Consider the following 11,997-nt stretch of genomic DNA (forward strand, 5'->3'; position numbering starts at 1 on the left):
CCGACCGGCTCGGTCGGGGCCCCCTGTCGCTTGTCCAGCTCGGCTGCACAATCCGCGCAGCTACCACTCGTCGGTGTCGCCGTACCTCCCCGGATGACGAGCACGGTCCACAGCCTGTGCGCACGCTTCGGCGAAGGCCGCCTCCACGGCGTCCTTGTCCGTGCCTCGCACCTGGGCCTCGACCTCTTGGCCCGCGCCGGGCCGTCGGGCCGTGCGCCAAGCCGAGGCGCGGTCGGTGTAGCGGTCGGTCTCGAAGTCCCAGGCAGGCACCGACCACTGTTCGGGAAGTCCGGTCGCCATGCGGTCGCCGCCGGGGAGGAACAAGGCCCGGGCGTGAAAGACCACGGACCGCTCCGGTACGCGGTCGCGGATGGCGCTCGCGCCGCCAGGGCCTTGGTGTTCCCAGCGCCAGCGGTCCCATTCCTCGACCTCGGCGGTGTGGTCGGGCCAGTCCTCGCTCCATCGTGCGACGACTTCATCGGCGTACTCGCGGTGGAGGAAGGGAACTCGCCGCTCGCCAAGGCGGGCGACGTGCACCACCAGCTCAGCGGGGACGGGGCTCTGGCCAGCCTCCGGAGCCGCGCTTCCCGCCGTCTCGTCCGTGCCCCACAGAAGGCCGCCGACCTTGGCGGCGGTGTCCTTGAGGACGCGGCTGGTCACGTGCTGGTAGCGGCGGCGCATCCGGGCGGACTTGCCGGGCTCCCAGCCCATGATGGCGTCGACGACCGCGTCGGGGACGCCGAGGATGAGCAGGACGGTCGCCGCGGTGTGGCGGGCGTCGTGGAGGCGGGCGTCGCGGACGCCAGCGGCCTTCAACAGCTCCTTCCACTTGTGGTAGTCCGTGTTCGGGTTCAAGGGCTCGCCGGTGGGCGAGGTGAACACGTACCCCTTCTCCGTCCACAGGTCCCGGGCCCGGGCCCGCTCGCGGGCCTGCTCCTCCTTGTGCTGGCGCAGGAGTTGCAGGAGTTCGTCCGGGGCTCCGATGGGCCGCTGGCCGGCGCGGGACTTGGCGTTCTTCGTCTCACGTCGGGTGTTGATCTTCTGGGGACAAAAGCCAGGCTTACGTCCGCAGCGTTCGCCGCAGCCGTGCTTGTAGCGGGGCCGCAACCGGCCGCGCCGTACGCGGATGACGCCGAGGTCGAAGTCGACGTCACCCCACTGCATGCCGAGGACCTCCCCTTGACGCAGGCCGAGGGCGAGCGCAATGACCCAGCGGGCGGTGTTGCGGTGCTTGGCGGCCTCGGCGAGAAGGTGCTGGACCTCCTCGACCGAGTACGGCTCGACCTCCTCCTCTTCCAGGCGCGGGGCCTTGGCGATCGTGGCGGGATTGACCGCGAGGTGGGCGCGGCGGACCGCCTCGTTGAGGGCGGTGCGCAGGGTGCGGTGGACTTGGTGGGCGGTCCCGGCGCTGCTGCCGCTGTCCTGCATCTTCTTGTAGAAGCGCTCCAGGTGCTCGGGTTGCAGCTTCTCCAGGCGGTGGGCACCGAGGCCGGGGATGAGGTGATGGTTCACCGCGACGCGGTAGCCGTCGATGGTGTTCTCCGAGACGTGCGCGGCGGCGATGTTTTCCACCCAATGCGTCAGCCAGGTCTCCAGCGTCCAGCTCTGGCCGGCCCTGCGGACCGTCCCCTTGTCGCGCTGACGCTCCAGCTCGCGGACGACCCTGGTGACCTCAGGGCGAGTCTTACGGCTGACATGGCGCCGATCCGGCTTGCCGTCGTCCTTGACGCCCACGGTGACGTAGCCGTGCCAACGACCGTCCTTGCCGTGGAAGATCGAGGAGCCGCCGTTGGGCTGGCGGGACTTCGATTCGGAGGCGCGAGTCACGCGGCGGCCCCGAAGTCGGTCGCCGACAGGCGGCGGGACAAGAACTCGTTCACTGCTTCAGCTGGGATGCGGCGCAAGCTCCCGATCTTGACGGAGGCGATCTCGCCGGAGGAGACGTACTCGTAGAGCTTGGTGCGGCCGATGCCGATTCGACGGGCGGCCTCGGAGACGGTCAGGGCGACCAAGGTCGTGTCGCCGACGGATCGGCGTTCGACCATCAAGGTGCGCAGGGCGTCTTCGGGTACGTCCAGAAGCTGGGCTATCTGGGAAATGGGCAGCGTGGGCTGCGGCATGGGGATACTCCTCCCGCCAGCCTCGCGGCGTCGCGGGAGCGGCAACTCCCGTCGGCCTGGCCGGTGGTGTCGTTCAGGGATGGATGGTTGATCGTCGGCGACGGAGGTCGCCACGTGTGGTGTTCTCGGCGTTCGAAACGCCGTGGAAGGGGCAGTGGCCGGCTATTCGCTGGCGGGGGGCTGCCCCTGCATTCGCAGGTGGGCCCGGGACGGGTGCATGCTTCTCATCAACGCTCGCTCTTCGAGCCGGAGGAGCTCGTCGACCTGCCCTCTCCGCTCGGGTCCCTTGTCCCCGTAGGCATCGAGTTCCCTCTGGATCTCGCCCAGGTGCATCTGGTTCCGGTCGATCGCCGCTCGCAGCTGGTGGTACTCCCGGGTCATCTGGACGTACTCCTGCGCGAGCTGGCGGATACGGGGCGTGGCCAGCTCGTCCGGTGGTCCGGTCAGGTCCTGCATGGTGAGGTCGAAAACCTTGCAGAAGCCGAGCGCCTCGTCGAGGTTGACCCTGCGACGGGGCTTGCCGCTCTCGATGCGCCAGATCGCGGACTGGTTAATCGGATGGCCGACGGCGGCCATCTCCTCGGCGAGCTTCACCGTGCTCCAACCGCGGACCTCGCGTTCCAGCTTGACGCGTGCGGCGACGTGGTCTTCCGGCACCGGTCGACCTGGGCCGGCGCGCTCCGCGCCTTCCTCGCTGCTCACTCGCGCCTCCCTTCTCACGACGACAGATCCGACCGATCCAGCATCCGCAACTAAACATCGTTGCGGATTGAAATGCAAGGCATTGCGTTGCCGAAAATCTCGGCTATGGTCGTACTCCGCCGCACAACGACGGACGGAACCGCACATGCAAGCGGCCCCGGTGCTACGAACACCGGGGCCGAAGTAGAGGCTCCACCGCACAACCATCCATCCCTGAACGATCGAAACCGAAGGCCGGGGTTGCCGCCCCATATGGCCTTCCGGGTGAGGAGCTCCGTGAACCAGGGTACGACCCTGCCCTCCCAGACGCCATCCCGCTTCGACGAAGGCTCCACCCCGACGGAGCAGCCGTTCAACCTGGACGCCGAGTGCGCGGTCCTCGGTGCCTGCATGCACAAACCCGGCATCATCGCCGCGGTCAGGCCAATCCTCGGCGATGACGCCTTCTACCGGCCCGCGCACGAGACCATCTGGCGGGCGCTCCTCGCGCAGCATCGCGAGGACAAGCCGACCGACCCGATCGTCCTCACCGAGCTGCTCCAGCAGCAGGGCGACCTTCAGCGCGTGGGCGGCCCCGTCTACGTGTCCCAGCTAGCCGATGCCCCCTACGGCACCAGCAGCGCGGAGTATCACGCGGAGATCGTCCGCGCCAAGGCGGACCTGCGCCGCCTGGTGACCTCAGCCGTGCGCACTCTCCAGCGGGTCCGGGAGCCCGGCGCCGATCCCGAGGCGATCCGCAGCGAGATCGAGACGGAAGTACGCGCCGAACGCGAACGCGCACTCGCGTCGGGCCAGGGGCGGTTGTCCCGCTTCGCCACCGACGGATGGTCGTTCGTCAAAGAGAGCGGCGCGAACGCCGAGCCCTTGTGGGGCACGGGCGAGAAGACCGTCTGGGCCCCTGGCGAGAGCCTGATGATCGTCGGCGCTCCGGGCGTCGGCAAGACGACGCTGGCCCATCAGGTGATCTTCGCTCGCCTCGGCCTGACGGAGACCGTCCTGGAGATGCCCGTAGCCCCCAGCAGGCGCGTGCTCTACCTGGCGATGGATCGCCCCAAACAGATCGCCAAGGCCATGGCCCGCCGCGTCTTCCCCACCGACGAGAAGATCCTCCGCGAGCGGCTCGTGGTCTGGGAGGGCCCGCTGCCCACCACCCTCGACAAGGAACCCGACCTCCTCGCCGACCTCGCCGCCGCCCACCAGGCCGACACCATCGTGATCGACAGCCTCAAGGACGCGGTCAGCACGATGGTCGACGACAGCCTCGCGGTCGCCTTCCACAACGCCCGTATGCGCGCTCTGCGCAACGGGGTGGAGATCCTGGAACTGCACCACCAGCGCAAGGCGACCGCCGACGCACCACGCGGCCAGCGCCCCAGCCTGGACCAGGTCTACGGGTCCACCTGGTTCACCGCCGGCGCGGGCAGCGTCCTGTTCGTCACCGGCAGGGCAGGCGACCCTGCGGTGACTCTGCATCACCTCAAGACGCCCACCGGCGAAGTCGGCCCCCTGGATGTCACCCACGACCATGTACGTGGGACCACCACCGTCGACCCCACCAAGGACCCCGCCGTCCTGCTGCGGAACGCCCCGGGCGGGCTGACCGCACGCGAACTGGCCACCATCCTCGTCGGTGGCGATCCCGAGCGAGCCGATGTCGAGAAGGCGCGACGCCATCTCAGCCGCCTCGTCGACAGCAGCCTTGCCACCAAGACCGACGGCATCGCCGGAGGTGTCGGAGGCGGCCAGCAGGCCCGCTACTACGCCTCCGCTCGCCACCTCATCTCCGTGGGCTGATCCTCGCTCCGGCCCAGTCGGAGCGTTCACGCGACCGTGCACGCGACCCCCACAGTCGCAAACCGTCGTGAACCGCTCACAGCACACACGCTCACAGAAAAACCGCAGGTCAAGCGATCACGCAAGCGTTCACGCCGCTCACACGCCCGAGCGATCACGCGCGGGCCCCCCTTTAGAAGGGGGCCCGCGTGTACGCCCCCTCCGTGAACGCCGTGATCCTCTTCCCTGCCCTGGCACGGAGTAGCCCCGTACATGCGCCCCGCAATATCCGAAACGCTCGCCACCATCTCGCTCCCGAACGCCGACAGCCCGCTCCTCGCCGTGATCCTCTTGGCCGTCGCGGCGGGCTTGCTGCGTGTGGGCCTGAGGACCCGACGCAGCCGTCGTCCCGCCCGTGATCTGAAGCGGAAGCCTTCGGCAGCAGTCGTCACCGCTGCCGTGGCGGCACTCGTGTGCACCGCCTACAGCGCCGACACGAGCTGGCGGTTCGCCGCGCACCACCTCGGCATGCGTGACACCACCGAACGCGCCGTGATGTTCGCAGCCGCTGAGCTCGCACTGTTCTCGATGGCGCTGATGGCCCGCCAGAATCTGCACGGGCCGAGGAGCGCGGCCGGGCTGCCCGGAGTCCTGGTTTGGGCCATAACCACAGTGCAAACCATCCCCGCGTACGCCGAGTCCGGACCGGTCGGGGGCACCGTACGTGCCTTCACCGGCCCCGTGATGGCCGCGGTGCTGTGGCACCTGGCCATGGGCATCGAGCTGCGCCAGCACACACCCGACTCCGCCTCCCGCGGGCTCGCAGCCGTCCTCATCCGGCAAGCCCGCGAGCGGCTGCTCGCCCGCCTCGGGATCGTCGAGCGGGACCAGGGCGCCGCCCAGATCGTCCATGAGCGGGCCACGCGCCGAGCCGTCGCACTGGCCGCCCGTCTCGCCGAGATGACGCCCGGGCAGCGCACCGGGCGGAAGGGCCGACGCACCGTGCGTCGACTGTCCAAGGCCCTCGCCCGCTCCGGTGTAGATGCCGACACGCTCCGCAACGAGCAACTGCTGCGCCAGCTCGCCACCCGCCGTCAGGCGGCCGATCTAGCCACCATCGACCTGCCCGGGCGGTGGACCCTGCCCTCCGGGCGGCCCGCAGCACAGCCCGACCGATCTCGGGCGGAGGCTGCCAATCGGGCGGACGGCGACGGGCGGGCAGAGGACCGTGTCTGCCCGCGCCCAGCAGACCCGGGCGGCAAGGAACCCCAGCCGGGCGCCCGCCCGGAATTTGCAGGCCCGGACCTCACCCGCTCCAGCCCGGAAACGACAGTCCGCCCGCCAGAAGCGTCTCCACCACCCACGGGCAGTGGCTCGCACACCGCACCGGCCAAGCGCCCCACGTCGAAGCCGAAGCGACCCGGCAGCAAGCCGCGCGCCACCGACGACGTCCTTCGCGACTATGCCCACCGGCTCCTTCACGAGCACGGCAGTCTGTCCCGCGACCTCCTGGAAGAGGTCGTGCGCGGCGACGGATACACCATCGCCAGCGACACCGCCGGCCTCATCGTCCGCGAGGTCAAGGCCGAACTAAACGCCGCCCGCCAGAGCTGACGATCGCCCCGGCCACTCGCCCCGACCCGAGACGGAGATCCCGTGCACGACCTCCACCACGAACCCGCCGCGTCCCAACAGCAGCCGACCACCACCCCAGCAGAAGGGGGAGCAAGTTGTCCCGGGAGCAATGCTCCCGGAATTCCCGCCCCCGGGGTGGCGGGACCGGCCCTGCGCCAGGGGGCGCCGGACCGGCAGGCTGCGACCGAGGGCGGACCTCAGCCAGGAACGGCACGGCAGGCCGAATCCCTGTCGCGGCGACGTCAGCGCGCCCGTCAGCCGAAGCCCCGCAAGCGCCTGCACCAGCCCAGCTGCCGCATGAACGACGCCGAGTACCAGCGCTTCACCGACGCAGCCGCCCAGTGTCAGATGACCAACGCAGCCTTCCTCGCCTACGCCGTCGACAAGGCCGCCCGCGACCTGACCCGCACCGCGGCCGAGATCGCCACCGAGCGGGAAGTCCTCGATGAGGTGTTCGCCGCCCGCCGGCACCTGGGGCGGATTCATGGCCTGTTCAATCAGGTCGCCAAGGCGCTCAACTCCGGCGCCGACGCACCCCACCTCGACGCCGCCGCTCAGGCCGTCCTGAACGCTGCCCGCCGGATGGAGGACGCCGCCGACACCCTGCTCGCCCACCGGGACGGTGGCTGCCCGGCATGATCCCTCGAATCCATAAGCGCGGCAGCGCGACGATCGGCCTCATCCGGTACCTGTACGGCCCTGGCTCGCACGAGGAGCACACCGACCCACACCTCGTGGCGGCCTTCGACCCGCTCATGCCCGACCCGGGCCGCGATCCGCAGGCCACCTACGGGCAGCTGCAGCGGCTGCTCGACCAGCCCGTCAACGCCTTGCCCGCCGGCCGACGCCCTGACAAGCACGTGTGGCACCTGTCCGTACGCGCCAGCCCTGAAGACCCGGTTCTGCCCGACGACGCCTGGGCAGCCATCGCCCGCCGCATGGTCGCCGCCACCGGCATCGGCCCCGAGGGCGACGACGCCGCCTGCCGATGGGCGGCCGTCCGGCACGCAGACGACCACATCCACATCGTCGCCACCCTGGTCCGGGACGACGGGCGACGGCCCCGCCTGCACAACGAAGCCCGCCGCGCTCAGGCCGAGGCCCGCCTCATCGAGGCGGACTACGGCTTGCGCCGGGTCACGCCGGGCGATGGCACCGCCGCCAAGCGGCCCACCAGCGCCGAACGCCATAAGGCCGACCGCCGAGGTCGGCAGCGCACCCCGCGCGAAGAACTGCGGGAGGCGGTCCGGCGCTCGGTGGCCGGTGCCGGGGGCGAGGAGGAGTTCTTCGATCGCCTCGCCGGGGCCGGCCTGCTCGTGCGACGCCGTGTCGCGCCGTCGGGCGACACCCTCGGCTATACCGTCGCCCTCCCCGGCGACCGCAACGCCAAGGGCCAGCCGGTCTTCTACTCCGGCTCCAAGCTCGCCCCGGATCTCTCCCTGCCCCGTATCCGCGAACGCTGGGACGGGAATCCTGACCACCCCGCCCAGCAATCGGCCCTGCCCTCGGTAACCGGACCCGCATCCGCACGACGGCGCGTCACCAGTGCTGCTTGGCATGGCCTGTTCGTCGTCGACCACGGCGAGGACGGCGCCGTCGCCGCCCAGACTGCCGCCACCGGTGAAGTTCTCGACGCCCTCGCTCAGACGTCTGCGGCGCACACCCGCCACGACCTCCAAGCCGCAGCATCCGCGTTCGAGCGCGCCTCCCGCTCTCACGTACGTGCCGCACGCGGCCACGACCACGCCCTGCGCCGAGCCGCCCGTGACCTCGTGCAGAGCGGCCCGGCCTTCGGCCGAGGCGAGGACGGTGCCGCCACCGCGATGGCCCTCGACATGCTCATCTTTCTGGTCTCTGCCGCCGCTCACTGGCACGCGGGAAAGCAGCACGCCCAGCAGGCCGAAGCCGCGCAACGGGCTGCTGAACATCTCCGCATGGCTTACCGGACCGCCGCCGAGCGCCCGATAGCGGTTCTTCACCAGCGAGGCGTGCGCATGGCCCCTTCCAGGCAACACCGCCATGCCGCCCTCGTACAGCAAGCCCTGCCCGAACTGGCAAGCCGGATCATCGCCGAACCCGGATGGCACGCTCTCGTCGCCACTCTCGACGAAGTTCAGGCAGCCGGGCACAACCCCACTGCTGCGCTCACCGAGGCAGCGGCCCGTAGGGAACTGGGCACGGCGGCGCACATGAGTGACGTACTCGTATGGCGGCTACGGCGGTCAGCCGACCTTCCTGCTGACCCCCCGCAACTCCAGGTCCCGCCCGCTGACGGAAAGCGCCCGGTCGCCCCACCGGAACGTCTGGCCCGAATCGAAGCCAGGCCCGCGAACAGTTCCCCCCGGCGACGCTGAAACACAAGTACGAGCTGGACACAGTAGGCCGCAGGTCAGCCTTGTCCACGGTTCGGACAGCACCCCCTGCATCGCACCGTGACCTCACCCCTTGATGGGCAAGGCCCTGGCCGCGTAGTACGCGTGCAGCGCTGCCTCGCTGCCGGAACCCAGGGCGGTCATGATCCGTTGAAAGCGGGCGGAGCGGAGGTCGCCGGCCACGATGACGCGGGGGTGCTGACTGGTGGGCGGGCAGTATCCGTCCGTGCCACGGGTCAGGTCTCCGGGTGGGGCGGTAGGGGCACTTCCCAGGCTGAGGAAGGCGGCGTCCGCCGTGATCGTCCGGTGGGTGCCGTCCCTTCCCACTGCCTCGGCCGACAGTTGGGCGCCTTCCCCACCGTGCAGCGTCAGGTGATCGACGGGGAGCAGCGTGACCCGTGGGTCATTGCGGCTCTCGTCGATCTTGTACGCGTCCGTCGCCGGGTACGCCACGAGAAGGCGCGTGTCCGTGGTCGGGTGGGCGCGCAGGAAGGTGCCGATCGGGCGGTCGCCGCCGAGGACGAGGAGGGTCCGGCCTTGGGCGTCGTCGGCGTCGGCCTGCCAGAGCGCGGGCAGGGTCAGGCCGGCGGGGGCGGTGATCCAGGTCGCGTCGCCGGGTTGGAGAGGGCCGACGCCCGTGGCGGCGATGGCATACGGGGCGGTGCGGGAAGCGCCCGTGTCCAATGTGGCGGTCACCTGGTCGTCGTCGGCGCGGAGCTCGGTGACGTACCGACCGAGTTCGAGGCGGCACAGCTCCGTGCCCTTGAGCTCGGCGACGATGGCGTCGGCCAGCTCGGGGCCGCTGGTGTAGCCGCCGAGGACGTTGTTCAGGGCAGGGATCCGGTACAGGTTTCGGCACAGCCGGTCCGGCTCGACCAGAACCGAGCGCATGCCGACGCTGGCGGCCATACGTGCGGCAGCACATCCGGCGGGTCCGCCGCCGATGATGATCAGGTCGGTGTCGTACAGCGTGTCGCCCATGGAGCTATTCCAGCACCGGGGCCCCTGCATACGCCGCGAGTTGGTCGACCACGTGCTCGGTGGTGACAAGTTGGCCGGTTCCGATCAGGCGGCGTGCGACGACGAGTCCGGCGTCGTGTACGTCAGGGCCGGCGTCGCTGGCGCAGGCGTCGGTGACGATCCAGGGTGCGTGGCCGTGTTCGAAGGCGTCGGCCGCGGACTTCAGGACGCAGCTCTCGGTAGCGATCCCGCAGAAGACGAGGTCGGTCCAGCCGCCCCCACGGACCAGTTCGGCTGCCTGGGGGGTGAAGAGCGTGTAGCCGGTCTTGTCGACGACCGCGTGCGCGCGGGCTGCCGCCTCCGCGAGTTCGGGGACGATGTCGGTCTCAGGTGGTTCTTGGAGTCGGCGCCACTGGAAGAAGCGCTCATACGGGCTGTCCGGATAGTTGAAGTACCGGGTGAAGATCACGGGCCGGCCGGCGCCGGTCCACTGGGCGACGAGATCAGAGACCGCCCGCACGGCGTGGCGGCTTCGCTCGTTCACGAAGCCGTTCTGCATGTCGATCACGACCAGCGCGGCGCTGCCGATGTCCATTCGTTGCTTCTCCTGCCCTGTGTTCTCACCCGACGCCCTCTCGCAGAGCGTCCTGCGCGGCGCGCAGCCGTTCGGCCAGACCGCTGGTCTTCATGATGGCCTCCCGCATCAGAACGTGTTGAGCGGTCTCCTGGGCTCGGGCGGTGGTGAGCCGGGAGGAGGCGGCACGCAGAAAGCGCCAGCCGTACTGCTCGGGCATGAAGGGGTCCTGGCCGTCCTCAATCATCTGCTGCACCTGGCGGGTGAAGCACCAGAGGGCTTGGACGATCAGTTCGCAGGTGACCAACTCGTCGATCGTGAGGCTGCGCTCGCGGGAGTGGGAGGCGTAGGCGACGCCGGACCAGCCCGCGTAGGCGGTGGACACACCCCGTACGCCGAAGGACACGATGTCGGGGTGGTCGAAGCCGGTGGCGAGGAGAGACTCCTCGACCGCACCGCCCAGAGGAGCGGGGCCATCCGGGGCGCCGCGGTCGACCAGGACAGAGGGCGTGGACAGCAGGCGCAGTGCGGTGTCGTGGGCGTCGCCGGACCAGGGGCCCGAGGTGAGCCAGTAGAGGGAGAGGACGTACTCGGGGTTGGGAACGCGGGCGGGCTCCTCGTCCAGGAGGTCGCGGAGCTTGTCTCGTGCCCAGGGCAGGTCGGAGGCGTAGGAGCGGTACCGCCAGACCGCAAGGTCGGTGAGCGCGGCAGGCTGGTGCGGCTGAACGAGGTGGAAGACGGCCACCCCGCACGCGAAGACGTGAAGGACGCACTGCTGCGCTTCGGGGTGGTCGACGCGGGCCGAGGAGGACTCCAACCACTCGCCGTGCTCACTCGGTCTCATGTGTGCACGGAGGCGGCCGGCGCGCTCGACGCCGATGAAAACTGGCAGGAACTTGTGAGAGTCGACTTCGATGCGGCCTGTCGCGGGTGGCGTAGCGCCGTTCGTTCCCAGCGCCGCCGCGAATCGCGTCTGCGCTTCGCCCGACGCATGGTCGAGCGCGGTGTCGAGCACAGCCTGGGACTCGGCACGCGGCTGGTAACCCGCACCGCCACCCTCCCAGTTCGACACGGTCCGGTCACTGACTCCGAGGTAGGCGGCGAAGTCACGCAGGCTCATGCGAAGGGCTTCGCGCAGCAGCCGTGCCTCGCGGCCGGACCATCTCTGCACAGTCACCACCGTCGTACCCCCCGTCCGTCACCTGGTGAAACGCCGAAACACCCTGCGCGGGCAGTCCTGTTCGGCATAACTGCGGCATTGCTGCAGCACCCGTGCGTCACACTCAGCGATCAGTTTGCACCATGCTGTATTTACGAACCGGGGAAAGTGGCCACAGCCGAAAGGCGCCCCTCCGCCCGTTCTCTCCGGTTACACACCCAAGGAGCAAACGGCATGACCGACATCGTCAAGCGCAACGCCCGCGCCATCCTCCTCGACGGCGACGAACTGGTCCTCATCAAGCGCACCAAGCCCGGCAGGGAGCCGTACTGGGTGTCGGTCGGCGGAGGCGTCGAGGAAGAGGACGCGACCATCGAGGCGGCGCTGCACCGGGAGGTGTTCGAGGAGCTGGGCGGCAAGCTGGAGCGCGCCGAGCTCGTGCACCTCATCACCGACGCGCTGGAGGGAGGCGTCGGAGTCCAGCACATCTTCGCGGCGCGCCTGGAGTCGATGGACCTGGCCGCACGGACGGGCACCGAGTTCGACAAGCCGGAGCGGGGCGGGTACGAGGTGGTCCGGGTGCCCTTCACCGCCCAGGCCGTCCGTGAGCTGAAGCTGATGCCGCCGGAGTTGGCCGAGTTCATCGCCACGAACACCGCCGCGATCACCTCCGTCCTCGATACACCGATTCGCGAGGCATGA

At 69.9% G+C, this 11,997-nt stretch carries 11 protein-coding genes; 5 read left to right on the forward strand and 6 right to left on the reverse strand.

Annotation, left to right across the window (positions count from 1 at the left end; all coding sequences use genetic code 11):
- Positions 1-60: 60 nt before the first annotated feature.
- The 3 genes from ACN6LM_RS02795 to ACN6LM_RS02805 all read right to left on the reverse strand — a co-directional run bounded on the left by ACN6LM_RS02795 (position 61) and on the right by ACN6LM_RS02805 (position 2,822).
- The gene (locus tag ACN6LM_RS02795) at positions 61-1,827 is read right to left on the reverse strand and encodes a tyrosine-type recombinase/integrase (RefSeq protein WP_445063663.1); all 1,767 of its coding nucleotides are present in this window, start codon (positions 1,825-1,827) and stop codon (positions 61-63) included.
- Positions 1,824-2,120: a helix-turn-helix domain-containing protein gene (locus ACN6LM_RS02800; protein ID WP_014047322.1), complete on the reverse strand. Its 297-nt coding sequence runs from the start codon at positions 2,118-2,120 to the stop codon at positions 1,824-1,826. The genes ACN6LM_RS02795 and ACN6LM_RS02800 overlap by 4 nt, the downstream gene beginning before the upstream one ends.
- Before the next feature lie 162 nt (positions 2,121-2,282).
- Positions 2,283-2,822: a helix-turn-helix transcriptional regulator gene (locus ACN6LM_RS02805; protein ID WP_014047321.1), complete on the reverse strand. Its 540-nt coding sequence runs from the start codon at positions 2,820-2,822 to the stop codon at positions 2,283-2,285.
- A 276-nt stretch (positions 2,823-3,098) separates the two neighbouring features.
- Between ACN6LM_RS02805 and ACN6LM_RS02810 the strand changes: the two genes are divergently transcribed.
- From ACN6LM_RS02810 to ACN6LM_RS02825, 4 genes are all read left to right on the forward strand, one after another.
- Positions 3,099-4,616, forward strand: a complete 1,518-nt coding sequence (locus ACN6LM_RS02810; protein ID WP_014047320.1) for a DnaB-like helicase N-terminal domain-containing protein — start codon at positions 3,099-3,101, stop codon at positions 4,614-4,616.
- 252 nt (positions 4,617-4,868) lie between these two features.
- A complete protein-coding gene (locus ACN6LM_RS02815; RefSeq protein WP_445063664.1) occupies positions 4,869-6,209 on the forward strand; it encodes a hypothetical protein in 1,341 nt (446 codons plus the stop codon).
- A 318-nt stretch (positions 6,210-6,527) separates the two neighbouring features.
- Positions 6,528-6,869, forward strand: coding sequence for a hypothetical protein (locus tag ACN6LM_RS02820; protein ID WP_076967746.1), 342 nt, complete (start codon positions 6,528-6,530; stop codon positions 6,867-6,869).
- Entirely contained in the window at positions 6,866-8,584 is a 1,719-nt protein-coding gene (locus ACN6LM_RS02825; protein WP_445063665.1) for a relaxase/mobilization nuclease domain-containing protein, read from the forward strand. Before ACN6LM_RS02820 ends, ACN6LM_RS02825 begins: the two co-directional genes overlap by 4 nt.
- 84 nt (positions 8,585-8,668) lie before the next feature.
- On the opposite strand, the gene ACN6LM_RS02830 is transcribed toward ACN6LM_RS02825, so the two are convergent.
- Genes ACN6LM_RS02830 through ACN6LM_RS02840 form a run of 3 tightly spaced genes read right to left on the reverse strand, consistent with a single transcriptional unit; the run spans position 8,669 to position 11,316 of the window.
- Positions 8,669-9,583 carry an FAD-dependent oxidoreductase gene (locus tag ACN6LM_RS02830; RefSeq protein ID WP_445063666.1) on the reverse strand — a complete coding sequence of 305 codons (915 nt, stop codon included), beginning with the start codon at positions 9,581-9,583 and terminating at the stop codon, positions 8,669-8,671.
- A gap of 4 nt (positions 9,584-9,587) precedes the next feature.
- Positions 9,588-10,157: an isochorismatase family cysteine hydrolase gene (locus tag ACN6LM_RS02835; protein WP_445063667.1), complete on the reverse strand. Its 570-nt coding sequence runs from the start codon at positions 10,155-10,157 to the stop codon at positions 9,588-9,590.
- Positions 10,158-10,182: 25 nt separating this feature from the next.
- The gene (locus ACN6LM_RS02840; protein WP_445063668.1) at positions 10,183-11,316 is read right to left on the reverse strand and encodes a helix-turn-helix domain-containing protein; all 1,134 of its coding nucleotides are present in this window, start codon (positions 11,314-11,316) and stop codon (positions 10,183-10,185) included.
- Between the two features lie 213 nt (positions 11,317-11,529).
- On the opposite strand from ACN6LM_RS02840, the gene ACN6LM_RS02845 reads away from it, so the two are divergent.
- Entirely contained in the window at positions 11,530-11,997 is a 468-nt protein-coding gene (locus ACN6LM_RS02845) for an NUDIX hydrolase (protein ID WP_445063669.1), read from the forward strand.

The organism is Streptomyces sp. SAS_281 (genome assembly GCF_052542855.1).

What these genes read in the sequence shown, in the direction of transcription:
- ACN6LM_RS02825 (WP_445063665.1), top strand. Translation starts at nt 6,866, where the DNA reads ATGATCCCTCGAATCCATAAGCGCGGCAGCGCGACGATCGGCCTCATC.
- ACN6LM_RS02820 (WP_076967746.1), top strand. Translation starts at nt 6,528, where the DNA reads ATGAACGACGCCGAGTACCAGCGCTTCACCGACGCAGCCGCCCAGTGT.
- ACN6LM_RS02835 (WP_445063667.1), bottom strand. Translation starts at nt 10,157, where the DNA reads ATGGACATCGGCAGCGCCGCGCTGGTCGTGATCGACATGCAGAACGGC.
- ACN6LM_RS02800 (WP_014047322.1), bottom strand. Translation starts at nt 2,120, where the DNA reads ATGCCGCAGCCCACGCTGCCCATTTCCCAGATAGCCCAGCTTCTGGAC.
- ACN6LM_RS02845 (WP_445063669.1), top strand. Translation starts at nt 11,530, where the DNA reads ATGACCGACATCGTCAAGCGCAACGCCCGCGCCATCCTCCTCGACGGC.
- ACN6LM_RS02830 (WP_445063666.1), bottom strand. Translation starts at nt 9,583, where the DNA reads ATGGGCGACACGCTGTACGACACCGACCTGATCATCATCGGCGGCGGA.
- ACN6LM_RS02815 (WP_445063664.1), top strand. Translation starts at nt 4,869, where the DNA reads ATGCGCCCCGCAATATCCGAAACGCTCGCCACCATCTCGCTCCCGAAC.